This is a genomic window from Actinomadura rudentiformis, assembly GCF_008923185.1.
Taxonomy (GTDB): Bacteria; Actinomycetota; Actinomycetes; order Streptosporangiales; family Streptosporangiaceae; genus Spirillospora; species Spirillospora rudentiformis.
Genome location: NZ_WBMT01000041.1, coordinates 1 through 16,615 on the forward strand (window position 1 = coordinate 1; position 16,615 = coordinate 16,615).

Below are 16,615 nucleotides of genomic sequence, written 5' to 3' on the forward strand. Positions count from 1 at the left end.
ACGGTCTTGGTGATCCCGGCCAGCAGCCCATCCGGCCCGACCAGCGACACTCCTTCAGCCTTGGCCCGCTCGATCAGCTCAGCCGCGAGCTGGACATCCAACCCGCTACCTGTCTCGTCCTCATCGTGGTTGGTCACGCATGATCCTTCCCGGCCGGGGCCTCAGCCCCAGCCTTCCGGATCACCACCCCACCCACACGATCTTTCAGACAGTCCCTGCCGTCCTGCGAGGGCAGGCCGTTCGGCACCAGTGCCAGGCAGACGTCCTCACCGCAGCGTGGGCGTCCACGCTGGGCCGTACTGTCGTTGTCACATGAGGTTCGACGGCACCGGCGATGGGCCGGTGCCGTCCTGGCTGCACCCCCTCTTATGTGCTGTTCTCAGATGCGCTGGCGGTCCGGCTCCCTACTCGATGTCGCCGGAACGTCATGGCCGGTGGCATAGCGGTAGGACGCCTTGATAACGGTCTGGGCGATCTGCAGTTCCTCGTCGGTGCGGGGGCCATAGAGCATCACCACGTTGATGGTGGGCGAGTAGAGCGGGTGGCGCTCACCCCAGCCTTTGGTGATGAGTTCGTGCTGGTCTTGTTTTGACAGGGCCAGGTGCAGGCTGCCGTCGGTGTGGACATGGACGAACTCAGCGTTCAAGCGGGGCGGCAGCAGCACCGTGTTGGGCGGAGGGAGCGTGCCGTCCAGGAAGAAGGCCAGTGACCCCGGCTCGGAGATCTCGCTGGGGCGGATGACCGCTCCGTCCAGGTGGTCGGTCATCCACTGCTTGAGCCGCTCTCGCACGTCGTCTGGGCTGTGCTGGCTGAGCTGGACGTGCGGTACCGAAGGGCCGGTTTGGGGACGGTCACCGATGCGGGCGGGAAGGTTGAGCACGGTCATGATGTCGTTTCCTCTTTCTGCCGGGCGTTTCCCGGAGATAGGGAAGCTAACATCCTGGATATATTAGGTTCCTAGAAGATAGTGGCTCTCCTTTGAGGACCGAGAGAGGCGGTGCGATGCGCAAGCCCGACGAAGCGGTCGAGGCGTGTCCGATCAGCCCGGTCGTGGATCTGGTGTTCAGCCGCTGGTCGACGCCGATCCTGTGGGTGCTCAAAGAACACGGTCGGCAGCGGTTCGTGGAGATCCAGCGACGCCTGTCCGACATCACGCCGAAAGTGCTCACACAGCGGCTGCGGCAACTGGAGCGCGACGGCCTCATCACACGCTCCTATTACGCGGAGATCCCACCCCGGGTGGAGTACGAGATCAGCGACCTGGGGCGGACACTCAGCCCTGTTTTCGCAGTGCTCACCGAGTGGTCCGACGCCCACCTGGCAAGCGTGGAGGACGCCCGCCACGCCTACGACGAGGCCAACGGCTAAGGCGCATCTCGACGTCGGCGCCCATGGCGAGCGCCGACTGCACGATCACTACCGCGGTGGAGTGCGCCGGGCCAAACTCGCCGCGCTGCACCTGCTCACGATCCGCTGACACCAGGACGCCGACCAGGAGAGCCGCAACGCCGCGCTCCAGACGGCTCTTCACCACTAGGGCCACGCAGACAAAGCACTGCCCCTGCAGGGAAGCCCGCTCTGCCTCGCCGAGCCCGGAGACGCCGACCGCCGGCCCGACTAGCGTGCGAGCCTGCTGCGCGCCATCGGCCTGCTTGAGAGCGACGCGCGGTCCCTCCGTCACGAACCCTTGAGATCGACGCCCGGTCCCTCGGTCACGAACCCCCGAATCTCCCTTGCGTCCTTCAGGCCTCGTCTGCGTGCGGCTGGGACTCCTCGCAAGGGGTGCCGTCCGGGAGGAACTCGTGCTTGTGGAGGATGCGGCGTCTGGTGCGGCGCTCCAGCAGCGGGGCCACCACGAAGAGCAGAACGGCACAAAGGCCGATCAACAACCACCAACCGTCTCCATACGGGAGGGGGAGAGGGAGAGGCGAGTCTCCAGTGATGAGGCTCATCACCGTCCATGTGGCCAGCATGAACAACCAGCTGTAGGCGAAACCGCTCGCGAAAGAACGGGCGAAGTGCCAGCGGCCAAGCACGTCGTCGCGGACCCACATGCGGTAGCGATAGGGGACGCGTTTGTCTATCAGGCGGTAGGCCAGCCAGTGATGTAGCGGAGGACGTGCGCGCCATCGGGTGATGAGCCCTCCGCGAACGACATCCCAGGAGACGCCTAGCGAAGGAATGTCGCGCCCAGGCTCGGCTGCGTCCAGCAGAGTGCCGATCAGTTCTTCCGCGCGCGCTTTGCGGTAGCTGGGAGGGTAAGCCCGCAACAGCGTGCGGCAACGACGCTCATAGAGGCTGCTCATGCCATTCCAGGTGAGGTCCGGGGGCGCGAGCCCGAGTCGATCAGTCGTCGCCGGGCCTTGGCCGCCAGGGCCGCCAAGCGTTCGGTCTCGGCATCAAGCGCTTCGCGGCCGGCGCCGGTGAGCGCGTAGTACCGGCGGAAGCGGCCATCCACGACCTCTTCGTGGTCGAGCACGACCAGGCCGTCGTCGGCCAGCCGGTCCAGGGCACCGTAAAGCGTTCCGGCGCCGAGCTTGACGCGCCCCTCGGAGAGTTCACGTACGGCGGCGATGATGCCGTACCCGTACAGCGGCTCGGGTGCGAGCGCGAGCAGGACCAGGTAGCTCTGCTCCCGCAAGGTCTTGATTGCCATGACAGATATATATCGTTCACCGACATATGACGCAAGAGTGAATCAGCACAGACCCTCGAGCCAGCCGTTCGCGAACGGACCCTCCAGCGGAGGCACACGCATGCCCGCAGTTCCCGCTTGGGCCGCCCGCATGATGCTCGAACCGGGACTGGCCACGGCAGGGCTGAAGGACACCTCCAGCAGGCGCATCCGCCGCGCCAATAGCGCCCCGGCGCACTGCTCACGCGCCAATAACGCCCGGCGCAGGGCTCATCTGCACGGATGACGCGCCCGGCCGGACTCCGAAGCCGCCGTAGACCCCATCGGGGCCTTTCACACCAGCCCGACCTTCACAGACAAGGCTCTGTCGTGTCGTCCGCGGTACGCGGCGGCCAGCAGGGCAGGGGCAGGCGGCAACTCCTGGTCCTTGAGCACACCGAGGATCCACATCACCGCTGGATCGCGTCAGTCAAGTCCTACTTCTGGCTCGTATTGCGGGTGCGAACACGACACGGTCTGAAGACGTCAATGAGCAGGGTGCGAGACGCTGACGTCAGATGTTGGCTCGCAAAGCGCCCTCCGGAGCGCGCAGCAGGCCTTCCGGTAGATAGCCGGACCTGACGCCCAACTCCCACCCGTGCACCTGGACAGCCAGCGCGGCCAGAGCGATCGTGGCGACCGGCAGCAGGCTTCGGGGGACCGCATCGGCTGCTGCGCTCTCGCGGTGCTGGACCAGGCGCCCGGCCAGGGCCCGTTCGAAGGCCGGCTGGTCGTCCTCCAGGAGCACGCGGAGCAGTTGCTGATCTGGCGTCAGCGTACCGAGGGCATCCAATCGCCGAGCCGCCTCCACGCGCTCTTCGACGTCTGGCTTGCGCAGAGTCACAGAGGGCCAGTCCCGAGGCAGGTGCCCGCGTGCATTGGTCAGGTAGCCGCACAGCACATCCATCTCCGCGAGGCCTGGCGGATCCGACAGTGACTCCAGCGGCGAGTCCGGCACCCCGTTGCGGATCGCGGGCGCATAGTCGTTGCGCAGCAGCAGACCGATCACCCGGTCCCGCTCCCACACCGCGCCACTGAGCAGGCACATCGCGAACGCGTCCAGCCAGGTCTTCGTGGTGGGCGCCTGGTCCACGGCGTTCGCGAAACTGAAGCCCTCAAAATCGTCGCTGCTGAGCGTCTTGTCGATGAGCGGGAAGGAGATCTCAAAGTCGCCGTCGGGGAAGGTACCGAGATCCAGCACCCCGAGCGCGCACTCGGCCGCGGTGCGCAGAACCATGCGTGAGGGGACGGTACTGAGCGTGGGGTCCTCAAAGGTACGAGCGGCGACATGGTCGAGGAGTTCGTCGCGCATCTCCTGAAGAGACTTCAGGGACAGACCGCCATAGCGCAGCCATTTCCAGCGGCCCAACGTCCGCCCGCTGATGTCCTCCAGCGCTTGGGTGATCCGCTGCTCACGGACGCTGTGGCACATCACTTCCTGCACGCTGTCGTCCCTTCATTGATCCTTCTGGCAAGCGGTGAGTACGCTACCGACCTTTTGTGCGCGCCGGTCCTGGTCGGGCGTGATGTTGATTGAGGCGGGACGGCCGGGGAGCCGGCCCGCAGAGGCCGCATGCTCCCCGCAACTGCCGCCCCGCCCTGCATGCGCCGACGTCATCTCGCCACAAGATCTCTTCCGACTGCGACATCTTCAACGGCTGGACGGACACAGTGCCGGCGCTCCTGCACCCACGAAAGGGCCAGGTTGTGACACAGGCTCTTGGACTTAGGCACTATTCGGATCCGTGAGCGGGCGTCGGCCGCACAGCCTGACCTGAGAGCCTGACCTGTGAGAGCAGGACGCCTGCCGTTGATCGATCTGCACACCGTCTTCCCGGCCACCCGGTGCGGCGGCGGGTGACGACGGCGACAGCGATGGCGCTGTGTGCGCAGTACGGATAGCCGCGAGGAGGCAGTGCCTCCACCCTGGACAGGGCGTTATCAGCTTCTTCGTCGCGCGGTGATCCCATGACCGATGAAGAGAACGATGCCAAGAATGCCGAGGCCCGCCCCGGCGTAGCCGACGAGCGCTCCCCGGGCTTCGCTCTGTTTCTCTTCCTCGTAGCTGTGCGTACCGCCGCCGACTGCGCTCACGCACCACTGATCGGGTCTCATCGGGCTTCCGTCGCACTCGACGGCGTCGCCGTTGATGACGGCCTCAGCGTTGATGTTGAACATGGCCAGGCCGAAGATGACCAGAGCACCGGCCAGGATCTTGAGCCATGGCCACCGTGAGCCGCGCATGTAAAGAGCCTAACGGCGTATGGCCTGCCTACGGCAGTCGCAGACAGGCGGATTGATCGCATCTCGCACGACCACCCTCTAGCCCTTCGGCACGGCACGGCCGACGTGGACATCGACGACACGGCCGACGTGGAAATCCTCGTTCAGCCGCCGTCACCATCCCCTCGCGGTCGGCAACAAGCAGGTGTCGGCGATCTGGTCACGCACCCTGGCTGCTCGAACTCAATCTGAGCCATCTCGCTCGCCGACACCCCGCCCCGCCTGACCCGTGCGTTGTGCCCGGACATCCTCAACGAGGTCGTGAATCGACTTGCTCCTGACACCGAGGCTGTCCCATCGCCCCGCCTACCCCAGAACGCACACGACACCAACGATGCGATGAAGTTGACTTGGACCTGCGAGTGGGGATCCGAGCCCCGCCCTCCAGGCTGGATCCGACGCGCGGGCTCTTCCGCTGCCTGACTGCACCGACCCTGCAGACCAGGAGGCGCCACCCCGCACCACTAACACCGCAGGTCAGCCCCTGTGAAACACCACCAGGGACGTCTCACTCCATGGCTCCACCCAGGCCTGGCACCCGCGACCACGCCCTTGTCTCTGCTCGTTTGAACACCCCCGCGCAAGATCACACACCAATCCCGCTTACACCGATCTCGCGACACGCCCTCGCGGTCGTGGCATGCCACTGGGTGAGCCGCCAGGATGGCCCGCATGGTTGCCAGCGCTGAACTCACGCACGGGAAGGGTCCACGTCCCAATCGGCGTCCGCACCGTCTCCTGCAAGGCCGGGTCCAGCCCGGCATCAAGGAGAGGGCCGAGCGGGGTGCCGCGGCTCGGGGCGTCTCGATCACCCGCTACCTGGAACTGCTGATCGAAGCCGACGAACTCGCCGACGCAGCCGGGAACGGCGACATGGAACTGCGGTTGCGCACGGCCTGATGACCCACCCGACCCCTCGACACGACGACCGCGGCCCGCGCGGCGAAGGAGAACGATGAGAACCCCGTAAAAGCCAGAAGGCCCCCGCGCCGCTTGCTTGCCGGCTACCGCGCGAAGGCCTTCCCCTGAACATCCCTGACCACCACCTACACCGTCCGGCGCTGCCTCGTGGGGGCAATCCCAGGCCGTGCTGGCCGGTGCTCCGTGGTGTCGGGGCGTCCAATGACGTCCGGAGTGCATCATAGAACATCAACCGCTGGTGAGTCCCGCATGCCCCACTTCGGGTGTGGCGCACAAAAATTGCGGCAGAGATCTCGCCGATAATCCGACCCTCGCGGAGCCCATGGCCCGCGCGTTCGGCGTACGCGCTGAACAGGCCCGCAACGACGCGCGGGCATCGGACGGCCGCCAGGCGCCGGCCGTAGTCGCCGTGTCGCACGACGGCGCCCCGCGACACGAACATCGTCGGCCTGCGTCAGGTCGCGGCGACGATTTCGACGGCTCGTTCCCCGGGCTGTGGACAGGTCGGCGCGCCTTGCCCCATCAGACACGCCAGAGGTCTACGATCCCACCTAGGTCGCTGAGTCCCGCTGCGAGGGGGCGAAGTGCCCTGAAAACCAGTGACGGCGGCTCTCCGGCCATCGGATTGAGGGCCCGATGGCCAGAGAAACGCCGCCGCTGCTGGCGAGACCGAGCGTTCCTGGCAGTCCGCTCAAGGTCTCGTCACCCCATCGGTGAATTCCCATCCCAACCGAGGAGGCTGTCTTGAGGGTACCGAATGCCGGGACCCGGTTGATGGCAGACACGCCAGTAGACCTTGCGCGTCCCAAAACGGTCGATTGCGTCGGGGTGCTGTTCAGCGGCTTTGCTCTGCCTGAACCTGGCGATGTAGCGCGCCTTGCACCCGGCGCTGGACTGGCCCGTACCGGCCACACGACTTACCGCGCTCCAGGCGGACTCACCGCCGAGCTCGGGGCCCTGGACTCTCGCGTCCCCGCTGGGAGGCCCCTGAAATGACGAAAGCGCCCCAGTGGGGCGCCCTCGGACCCAGATAACTTCACATTGGTCCTGACCTGATTCCCGGTGGCGGCCGGTAACGAATCGGGCTCAGACCTCTTACCAACGTCGGAGCTGACAATAGCAAGTAGTCCGACGGCTGGCCAGTCACGCCATCCCCTGATTTGCGATGGCCCAGGTCGGCTCGTCCTCGACGTGCCCGGAATCGTCATTCCCCGGGATCAGCCGTTCACACTCCGTAACGAGGCGGAGCAAGTGTGGCGGGTCATGGCGCCGGTGCCGGCGGGAAACCTTCGGGTTTCGCCGGATGGCGGCAGAAGCCTTCCCAACTGCGGTAACTTCCGCATGCGCGGGTCGGTGCCGTCCCCCGAGCTGCGCGATGTCGCCGAACTGATCGGCCACGCCCGCCCGACGTTCCCCCACGGAAACCGCAGGCCAGCCGCCAGTTCCAAGCCGAGCGAATTCCCGCAGCATCACACCACCGCCCCAAAGCAGTGGAACGCGCCGCAGCATCCGCTACCAAAGATGCCGCGCCCTGCGCAGAAGAACGCGGGGCGTCATGCACTCCCAAACGTCGCGCACCGCCCTCCGCTGGGCCTGACGCAACCCGCCCCGAACGTAGCGCACCGTGACCCACAGAACCCGCCGCAGTGTGAGTTCCAACACATCGAATGCTCTACACCGTTGGGCGTGGCGCAACCCACGCCGCCAGACGCAACGCGACACGTCCTGCCAACCACAGCGCACCGCGCCCCACCAACCGCGACGCCCTATCCACTGCCGAACACGGCGCCCCGCGCACTGCCGGACACGGCGCCCCGCGCACTGCCGGACACGGCGCCCCGCGCACTGCCGGACACGGCGCCCCGCGCACTGCCGGACACGGCAGGTCGCGCACTGCGGAACACGGCGCCCTCTGCCCTGCCGAACGCGACGCGCCGTGAGCAGCCAGCCGCAGCACACCATGCCCGGTCTGCGGAGGGTCAGCGTGCGCTCCCTGACGTAACCCGCAATGTCCTGCGAACCGCAGCGCCCCGCCCACTGCCGACCGTGCGCCGCCCCCTGCCGAACGAGGCGGGCCGCGCCCTGCGGAACACGGTGCACTCTGCTCTGCCGGACGTGGCGCGCCGCAGGACATGGCTCGTGACGCGCCATGTCTTGCGGACCACGACGCACCGTGCGCTGCGGAGCGTGACTCGCTGTGCCCTGCCGGACGTGGCGGGCCGCACGCTGAGGATGACGGTGCGTGTGCCTTTGAACCTGGCGGGGCGGGCGCCATGGAAGATGGCGCGGCGAGCGTTGTCTGGCACGGCGCAGCGTTCGTTCGCCGACGTGGCGTGGCTCGGGCTGTCGGACGGGGCATGGCCTGCGCTGCCAGCCGTGGCGGTGCGGGCGCCATGGAAGATGGCGCGGCGAGCGTTGCCGGGCGTGGCCAGCCTTGCGCTGCTGCGGCGCGTGGCGCTGCGTGCCCTGGCGGACGTGGCGCTGCGTGGGGCGTTGGGCGTGGCGCAGCGTTCGTTCGCCGACGTGGTGCGGGGGGCGGCCGTCTGTCGCGAGGTCGCCGCTGCCGGCTGCGGCGTGGGAATCGCTGCGGAGTCGCGGAACGAGCTCGGCTCGCCGGACGAATCGTTCATCCGACCTGTCTCGGTCCGCCCCTGGACCTTCACAGACAAGGCTCTGTCGTGCCGTCCGCGGTAGCCCGGGCGGCCGGCAGGCGGCAGCTCCCAGCCGCTGCGCACACCGCGGATCCGAGGGCGGGGGGCCTGGCAGACCCTGCCTCGGCTGCCGATGCCGCCGAAACGTGGCGCGCCATCCCTCGCCTCCTGGCCGCCGAACCGTACGGACGCCGTTCCCCCGACGGCGGCGCCAACTTCCCTCAAGGACGGCGGCTGGCGGTCCGGCTCGGCGAAGACTTCCCGCGCGAACCGGTCACCATCTCCATCTACGCCCCAGACGGCACCGGAAGGTTGCTGGCAGGTGACTTCGACATCGGCAAGGCTCACCAGGCCGGGGCTGCCGATCCGGCCGCGATGGTGGCCGCCGAAGCCGCCGACTTCGCCGCGCTCGTCGCCAGATGTGGCGGCCGCGTCGTGCATGACATCTCGCCATCGCAGGGACGCCACGTTTACCTCAAGCTTCGCCAGGCAGTTCCGTTCGAGGATCTGCGTCGCGTAGCCGAAGCTCTTGCTGCCCGTTACGTCACCTTCGACGCAGGTCCGATGCGTTCGCCCAAGGGACAGATCCGGGTCGCGGGCTGCCCTTACAAGCGTTCCATGCGCGCCGACGGCCAGGCCCGCACCGGCCCGCTCATCGGCTACATGGCGCTCACCATGCCCCTCGCCGACGCCGTCGACATCCTGCGCCACCCATGCGGCCTCAACGTTTGGGAGCGGCTGCAACGCGAGCTCACCGCCGAGCTGACCACACGCGAACCCGCACTGTCCTTGGCAGCGCCGGGCCCCTGTCACATCGACACCGACGGCCGTCCCTGGCTCCCGCTGAACGGCGGCCGGCGGCCGCTTCCCGCGCGGCTGGCCGAACTCGCCGAGACAGGCGCCTGGCAGGCCTCTCACCTTCAGCCCAAAGCCATGCCGTACGCCTCCCCCTCTGAGGCTCGATACGCCGTCATGCGTTCGCTCGCCTCGGGCGGCTGGCGGCTGGCTGAAGTGCTGGCTGAGATGCGCCCAGGCGGCGCATGGCCGGGCCTGGAAGCGCTGCTGGGCAAACGCTCCCTCGCCCAGCGCCGGGCTGTTGTCCGATTTGACTGGGATCGAGCCGTGAAGGAGGCCGTAACGCACCGGCGTGCCCCTAAGTCGCACACTAGCTCTAACTACACACCCCCCCAGGGAGGGGCAGGGCTTGAGGAGCGCTGGCCCGTTCCTCGCATGATCATCGATACCCCGGTTACGTCACCAGGCAACTACGCTGAGCTGCAGATTTGGACGACAGCGGTATGGCTGGCCGAGCATGATCCTGTACGTTGTAAAGGATGGGGTCGGCGTGCTCCATCAGTCCGGTTGGTCCTGCGAGCCCTTGCTCTGGCCTCTCGACTCACCGGAGCGAGCACCACCGCGTTCGGTGTGAGGTCGCTTTCCCTGATGTCGGGGCTGTCGTGGCGGACTGTGGCTACGGTCCTGGCTGAGCTGCGCGACGAACGCGATCCTCTGGTCGTCCTCGTTCGCCGTGCCGTCGAACGAGACGCGGACGTCTACATGTTGCGCGTTCCTCATGCCTACCGGGGTCAGGCTACGCGCCACGTCTGGGAAGCCGGCAGGATCGAGACGGGACACCCGGCGTTTCTGGAGTTGGGTCCGGTCTGTGCGCTGCTGTACGAGTCGCTCAGCGCCTGCCCGGCCCGGCCCGTCGACCTCCAACGCCGTGCCGTCCTGTCTGACTCAGCGGTCAGCAAGGCCCTGGTCACGCTGGCGTCCTACGGCTTGGCCGAACGCAATCCTGAGGGCTGGCAGCGCGGTCCCGCAACCTTGGACGAAGTCGCGAGCAAGCTGGACGCGCACACGCTGTTCGCCGAACGAGTCGCCCTCTACCGAAAACATCGCGCGGAATGGCACGCCTTCCTCGGCGTCATGGGTGACCCGGCGGAGTGGCCCTCCACCGCCGAGATTGCCGACTCCTTGGCCGCGGACCCCTCCAACGACGTCGACGTGGGCCCGGTCGACGTGCCCGATACCCCGGCGGCCCTGCTTGACGCCGCGACTCCTCCAGAGCCCGTCAGCACCGTTGAGGATCCGTTCGATGCGGTCGTGGCCATGGTGCTGAACGAGCTCGGCGGGCGCGTTATCCGTACTACGCATGCCGGTACATCTCGCCCACGTCCAACCCTTCGAGCAGGTCCCAGCCCGTGAGCCGAGGTCGAAGAACCAGCGGAGGTCCGCCTCCAGGTGTTCTCCGACGACTCACAGCCCGGCATCACCGTTGCGGCCGCATTCGACGGCGGCCGCGCGGTGCCTCGCCATGCCACATTTCCGTGGGCGAGTGCGCGCTTGAGAACATTCATCTCTGCGACGCCGCGTCGTCTCGACGTGTGGCGTGGCACAGGGGCCCGGCGGAGGTGCCGAACGCGCTCTGCAGTGAGCCGAGGAGCCTTCACGCGTACGCCAGCACCACCACGGCCAGTACGACGAACAACATGAGGCGTTGCCGCCTGCCCGTCTGCGGCAATCGTCGGCGCCAGATCTCCCGCCGAAGGGCCGTTTCTCGGGATGCGCTTCGTTCTCACAGGGCGCCTGCTTTCGACGGGCTGCTGCCTGCCGAAAGGCCGTCGGCCTCTAGAAAGCCGACGGCCGTCTCACGCGGGCGAAGCCCCAGGTGCAGGGCCGGTCAGGACGTTGGTCGCTTGGCCTGCTTGAGGTCGACCTCCGCGAACCGAAGCGGGTTGTCCTCCAGGTAGGCCTCCACGGCCGCCGAGACGAGCTGGCTTACACTCTCTGCGCCGTACTCGACGACGAACCGTTCGAGAACGTCCCGTTCGGCGGGGGTCGCCTGGATTGACCAGAGGCTACGGGCACCACCCTCGTCGGCCCAGTGCCGGGGGCGGCGACGGGTGGAACGGCTGGGGAACGCACTGTCCGCCGGCCGGGGATCCACCCGGCGGGCCTCGACCAGGGCACGCAGGGTATTGGCGCGCCGTGCTTCGTCGACGGCGTCGTACGCGATCTGCGCGTTGGACAGGCCCTCGGCCTTGGCAAGCCTGGCGGCGGTCTTCCGGGCCCAGGACTTCAGGTAGATCTGAACCTGGCTGGTGGTCTCTTCGGCGACATCGTCCAGCTCGTCAGTCCGCACCTCGGCCGGTTCGGCGGGCTTGGCACGGCGCCGACGCGGACGTCCGCCGGCTCGCTGAGCAGGCGTCTCTTCCGGCCCGGCGGTCGGCGGGGACGGAGCCGGCACCGAGCGACTCGGCGGCGGCGGAGCTGGAGTGCGGGGGGCAGGGGTGGCGCGGGGGGCCGGCGGCGGAACTGGTGCGGGTGCGGGCGCCGGTGCGGGCGCGGGCTCGGCCGGTGCGGGCTCGGGTGCAGCAGGGGGATCGTCGACCGTGCCCAGGAACGCGAACGGGTCTGAGCTGTCCCCCGCCTTCGCTGAGCCTCCGAAGATGTCGGAAAGACCGTTCGTCATGCCTGCGCACTCCGCTGCTCAGACTGCGCGATGACCATCAGCAGCTCTTTAGCGAGGTTGAGGTAGTCGGTGGCGAGTCCGTCCAACGCCGCGGACATCGGCCGGGGGTTGAGGCCAGACCGCTTCGCCGTCCAGTAGTTCGGCTGCTGTTCGGCGAAGTCCTTGAGCTCGTGTACGAGCATCCCCATCTCGCGGCAGTCGACCGCGACCCGCTCGGCGTGCCGGATGTGCTGCTGGAACAGCGGGGACTTGTCTTCGCCGCCGAACAGATCGGCGACGCTCTTGCGGACCTTGCCGTGGATGGCCTTGGCGTTGGTGCCGGTCGCGAAGAGGACCGCGCCCAGCAGTTGCATGGTGGGGTTGATCTGGCGCATCTGCTGGAAACGCTGGGCGACCAGCTCCATGCCGTCGAGGCTGCCGTCGTCGGACTTGGTCGGGATCATCACCCAGCGCGCCGCGGCGAGTGCGAGGTTGTCCAGGACGGGCGACTCGGGCGGGCAGTCGATCACGATCAGCTGGTACTCGTGCGCGATCGGAGCGATGGCGGCGGCCAGCTTCAGGTACGCCTCGTGGAAGTCGCCCCGGGTCAGCAGCATCGTGATGGTCAGGGTCAGGTCTTCGAGCTTGGACCCGCCGACCGCGACATCGAGGTTGGGCCGGACGTCAGCGGCGACCTGGAGAGCAGTGCCCTCGACGATGGCACTGCGTAGAGCCGCACCTTGGTCGTCCTGGGGCGTCCGGCGAATACCGAAGTCACGGCTGAGGTTGCCCTGCCGGTTGAGGTCGATCGCCAGGGTCCGACGACCCGTCGCCGCCACCTGTCCCGCCAAGTTGGCCGTGATAGAGGTCTTGCCCACACCGCCCTTTTCGTTGATGGCGGCGACCACTCGACGGAGCGCGACTGCGCGGCTTCGATGGTCCTTCACCCAGTCCGTTGTGACTGTCATGGCCCCAGCGATTCTCTCGTGCCCGGATTGCTCTGGCCTCTCTTCCTAGCAGAGGCCCAGTTGGCCCCTCAAGCATCTGAGTGCCCGTGTCGCGGTGACAGCGCCCTTCCGATCCCGATGTCCTGTTTTCCATGGCTCGCGCGCTCCGGCTCGCTGCCCCTCCTCCTGGCAAGCCACTCCCCCGGTCTTCGTCTCGTGCTCCTTAACCTGCTCCCTTCGCCCTCGGCACCCCTTGGCTGACTCCTGCTGCCGTTGGGCCGCCGTTCCCTTGCAGGCTTGATGAACCACTCCCCCACTTGATGACTCGTTTGGTGGGCTAATCCCTCCTCTGAGCAGTCACCCCCCTACCTGGGCAGTCACTCCCCCTCTTGGCGAGTCCCCCTCTTAGGCATCTGATCTGTCGTCCTGCTCTGCCCTCTGTCTGCTGCACTCTCTGTTGCGGTGCGGCTCTATGGATCCTGTACTTCTTTCCTTCCCTCCCGGCTCTTCCCTCCTTGCTACCGCTTGCTCGTGGTCACCCCCCAGTGGGGGAGTGCCCGTCTCTTCGCTTGCTCATGGCATTGTTCGCACGCCTCCTCACCCAATTAGCCCCGCCCTCTTTCATCCTCACCATCCTTGGGCCCTCGCACTGCGTGCCTGACTCGGCGTCCTCTCACTGAGCTATGCGGTGCTTCCATCAATCGTTCATCCCCGCTATCGCCCAACTGGACTACGAGTGGAAGTACCTTTGCTCCACTCGTTGAGTTAGTCCTTCCCTGCATCACTTTCATCCTCATTTTGACTCTCACCGTCACGATCGAGTGGGCAACCGATGTCTTCATCAGTTTCATGTCCGTTGACTGATTCCTGTACCGAAGCCGTGGTCTTACCGGTGGCAGAGTCGTATGCATCCGCTATGTGTCCATCACTGCCATACGCCAGGCGACTACTGGTTGCCCTGTCTACTGCACTACTGGCTATCGCATCAGTGGTCATGTCATTGCCTCTATCGGTAGGACTATCGGTGCTGACCTGCGACTTTTAACTTCCCTGCCACTCGAACCGGATGACAGGCCGGTGCATCCGGCGGGCCTCGGCCTCCGGTGCGTCGCGACGATGGGGGAGAGGCGGCGGTCGAACGAGTCGCGGTCGAGGCAGTACTCGACAGCGTTGCGGCCTTCGATTGCTTGCTAGGAGGCGCCTAACGACGCTGAAGGTGCTAGGACAGGTGCGACGCCTTCGCTGCTGACAATCCTTCTTCCTCTGCTGCACATGCGGGTCGCAGCGCTTTCCGGGCAAGTACATCAAGAGCCTGAGGTCATCAGGTCTGCACCATAGAACTCTGCCCGAGGTCATCGGAGCTGCAACTATGAAGCTCCGCCTGAGCCTTCTCCCCTGTTCCCGTGCAGTGTCAGCTCTTCCATAGAAAGCTGTGCTCGTGAGCGTGCGTACGGCTCTGAAGGCGTTCTCTGAGCCTGTGCCTGAGAACCAGCTGCGTCAGAAGCGTTCCTTGGTCCGAAGGCAAGCGCATAGAGCTGCCAGTGGCCAGACACTCCACAGCCGCCCCGCTACAACCGCGAGGATGCGCTCTGCCTACAACGTGCGTGCTGCCTCAAGTGCAGCCTGGGCTTCTGGTGTTCGGGCCGGAGGGACGCCGAGCGTGCCGGCGAGCTCAACTATCTGGTCGATGGCGCAACGGAGCTGGACCGACAGGCTGGCCGCAGTCAGATCCGTGAATTCACTCGAACGCATGGTGAGCTCAATGCCTTCGGCCCATTCGTCGGCGTCCTCGTTGGTGGTGAGGTCTTCCCACTCTTCGAGCAGCTTGTGGGCAACGGCCTTGAGGTGAGTCAGCGCCACGTCCGGTGTAGGGGCAACGTCCTCGACAGCATCTGCTGGGACGGCCAGCCGCGCAGCAGCAACTTCCCTGGTCAGAGCCTTAATGCGGTCATGAGTACCCTGCCGGGAATGGATCCCGGTCGCCTCGCTCAGCCTCGGTGTCTTGATGCCGTCGGCCTTCGCTGTCAGCAGGGCACGGAGCATGAGCCGGTCCAACTGGTGCTGGGCCATGCGTATGAGCCTGATGGCGTCCAGTACATCCGCCTGGGCTTCAGACCTCGGAAGGGCGTCACGGTGGTCGAGTGCCCATGCGGCGAAAGCCATCAGGTCCTCCGGCGCCGGATGCGTCGCCAGCTGCGGATCCTCCTGGTGGCGAGCCTGGATCGCCTCGATAACGTCTGTCGCCTTGAGCTCTCGAGGCAGGGGAGTCGCCTTCCGCATAGTGGTCATCTTGCCAAACCGTCAGCATCTTGCTGACGGTTTGCGATGAGCGACACGCTCCCGACTGTGCCGGGTCCGAATCGACGACCGAAGAGCGCTGATGTGAACGACGACGTCCACGACGTCGCTAGTGCTATTAGCCCAGGTCAAACGGCCTTCGGAGCAGATTGGCCGCCCGCTACGAGCGTTGGCCACAGCCTCTGCGACCCAGAGTTCGTTGAGTCGAGACATCCGGCCTCGCAGGAACGGACCTCGCAGGAACGGACCTTGCAGGAACGGACCTCGTGGGGGTGCGGTGCTGTGACGATCTGGCACGGCAGGTCTGACGGGTTTGTGGCTCGAACTTGGTGGTCGTGTCACTAAATGGCTGCGTTGGTGCTGCGGGCACGCATTACCGCGTCCACATGACCTACATGACGGAGCGCTAGGCAGATGGTCCTCAGGGGAGCAGGCGGGTGCGCTGGCGGCACCAAGTGCCGCCCAAGGCATACGCGTCGCCGCCATCGACTGCCACACACTCACCCGCCTGTCGAGCACAAACGATGGCCGAGACCGACGTTCAGCTCAGACTGACCCGCTAGAACGCACCCAGGGAACGAATGGGACAAACAAGCAGTAATTGTCTCAAAATTCGAGGCTCTGAAGTGGCCGCTGCGCGACGAACGTGGCAGACCGCATGTCTGGGGCTTCGCTGCCATAGAAGGGGCCTGTGTGATGCGCTGAGGGCTATACGGGGCCACTGGCCTTGACCTTACTTTGCAAGGCGGGCCGTCTGACCTGGTCATGAATGGCCGCAAGGAGGGCAGCGCCTTGTTCCCCCCTCAAGGCAGAGGTCCGGCGCCGCTCACGTTCACCGAACACCTGCATCGGGGAGTCCGCGTCCTGCCAGCGGGCCGGCGTGCCGGTGATCGAGGTTGACGCGCACCACACCTCGCAGATGTGCCCGCGCTGCGATCACACCACCAAGTCCAACCGTCCCACTTGCGACCACTTCCAATGCCGACACTGCGGGCTCGCCGGCCCCGCCGACCACATCGCCGCCATGAACGTCCACGACCGCGCAGGCACGGGCTGGGTGTTCGTCAACACACCCGTACCACACAGGGTCCTGACACCTCTGCGCGCTGGTAGATACGACCCGTCACCGACCCACCGTCAGGTGAGCTTGTTCCGCTTTGACGGACACCATGGGACTGTCTGAAAGATCGTGTGGGTGGGGTGGTGATCCGGAAGGCTGGGGCTGAGGCCCCGGCCGGGAAGGATCATGCGTGACCAACGACGATGAGGACGAGACAGGTAGCGGGTTGGATGTCCAGCTCGCGGCTGAGCTGATCGAGCGGGCCAAGGCTGAAGGAGTGTCGCTGGTCGGGCCGGATGGGCTGCTGGCCGGGATCACCAAGACCGT

Annotated in this window: 13 protein-coding genes; 5 read left to right on the plus strand and 8 right to left on the minus strand. The window is 66.5% G+C overall.

Annotation, left to right across the window (positions count from 1 at the left end; translation table 11 throughout):
• Positions 1–379: 379 nt before the first annotated feature.
• Positions 380–886: a luciferase domain-containing protein gene (locus F8566_RS49270; RefSeq protein ID WP_151571381.1), complete on the minus strand. Its 507-nt coding sequence runs from the start codon at positions 884–886 to the stop codon at positions 380–382.
• A gap of 116 nt (positions 887–1,002) precedes the next feature.
• Here F8566_RS49270 and F8566_RS49275 point away from each other — a divergent pair, with 116 nt between their 5' ends.
• Positions 1,003–1,368 (plus strand): winged helix-turn-helix transcriptional regulator, encoded by a 366-nt coding sequence (locus tag F8566_RS49275; RefSeq protein ID WP_151571383.1) that lies wholly within the window; start codon positions 1,003–1,005, stop codon positions 1,366–1,368.
• Positions 1,369–1,742: 374 nt separating this feature from the next.
• Here the strand turns inward: F8566_RS49275 and F8566_RS49280 are convergent, their stop codons facing one another.
• The 4 genes from F8566_RS49280 to F8566_RS49295 all read right to left on the minus strand — a co-directional run bounded on the left by F8566_RS49280 (position 1,743) and on the right by F8566_RS49295 (position 4,918).
• Positions 1,743–2,306, minus strand: coding sequence for a hypothetical protein (locus F8566_RS49280; protein WP_151571385.1), 564 nt, complete (start codon positions 2,304–2,306; stop codon positions 1,743–1,745).
• Positions 2,303–2,656 carry a PadR family transcriptional regulator gene (locus F8566_RS49285; RefSeq protein ID WP_151571387.1) on the minus strand — a complete coding sequence of 118 codons (354 nt, stop codon included), beginning with the start codon at positions 2,654–2,656 and terminating at the stop codon, positions 2,303–2,305. The genes F8566_RS49280 and F8566_RS49285 overlap by 4 nt, the downstream gene beginning before the upstream one ends.
• A gap of 532 nt (positions 2,657–3,188) precedes the next feature.
• Complete coding sequence (locus F8566_RS49290) at positions 3,189–4,118, minus strand: immunity 49 family protein (RefSeq protein ID WP_151571389.1); 930 nt, start codon at positions 4,116–4,118, stop codon at positions 3,189–3,191.
• A gap of 497 nt (positions 4,119–4,615) precedes the next feature.
• A complete protein-coding gene (locus F8566_RS49295) occupies positions 4,616–4,918 on the minus strand; it encodes a hypothetical protein (protein ID WP_151571391.1) in 303 nt (100 codons plus the stop codon).
• A 711-nt stretch (positions 4,919–5,629) separates the two neighbouring features.
• Between F8566_RS49295 and F8566_RS49300 the strand changes: the two genes are divergently transcribed.
• From F8566_RS49300 to F8566_RS49315, 3 genes are all read left to right on the plus strand, one after another.
• The gene (locus F8566_RS49300; protein ID WP_151571393.1) at positions 5,630–5,857 is read left to right on the plus strand and encodes a hypothetical protein; all 228 of its coding nucleotides are present in this window, start codon (positions 5,630–5,632) and stop codon (positions 5,855–5,857) included.
• Positions 5,858–8,089: 2,232 nt separating this feature from the next.
• Positions 8,090–8,572 (plus strand): hypothetical protein, encoded by a 483-nt coding sequence (locus tag F8566_RS49310; RefSeq protein ID WP_192810294.1) that lies wholly within the window; start codon positions 8,090–8,092, stop codon positions 8,570–8,572.
• Between the two features lie 332 nt (positions 8,573–8,904).
• On the plus strand, positions 8,905–10,737 hold the full coding sequence (locus F8566_RS49315; RefSeq protein ID WP_151571399.1) for a hypothetical protein: 1,833 nt from the start codon (positions 8,905–8,907) through the stop codon (positions 10,735–10,737).
• Positions 10,738–11,212: 475 nt separating this feature from the next.
• Here the strand turns inward: F8566_RS49315 and F8566_RS49320 are convergent, their stop codons facing one another.
• The 3 genes from F8566_RS49320 to F8566_RS49330 form a co-directional block, all read right to left on the minus strand.
• A complete protein-coding gene (locus tag F8566_RS49320; protein ID WP_151571401.1) occupies positions 11,213–12,004 on the minus strand; it encodes a hypothetical protein in 792 nt (263 codons plus the stop codon).
• Complete coding sequence (locus tag F8566_RS49325; RefSeq protein WP_151571402.1) at positions 12,001–12,951, minus strand: ParA family protein; 951 nt, start codon at positions 12,949–12,951, stop codon at positions 12,001–12,003. The genes F8566_RS49320 and F8566_RS49325 overlap by 4 nt, the downstream gene beginning before the upstream one ends.
• Positions 12,952–14,523: 1,572 nt before the next feature.
• A complete protein-coding gene (locus F8566_RS49330) occupies positions 14,524–15,210 on the minus strand; it encodes a hypothetical protein (RefSeq protein WP_151571404.1) in 687 nt (228 codons plus the stop codon).
• A gap of 787 nt (positions 15,211–15,997) precedes the next feature.
• On the opposite strand from F8566_RS49330, the gene F8566_RS53235 reads away from it, so the two are divergent.
• The gene (locus F8566_RS53235) at positions 15,998–16,411 is read left to right on the plus strand and encodes a zinc ribbon domain-containing protein (protein WP_151571406.1); all 414 of its coding nucleotides are present in this window, start codon (positions 15,998–16,000) and stop codon (positions 16,409–16,411) included.
• The last annotated feature ends 204 nt before the right edge of the window (positions 16,412–16,615 follow it).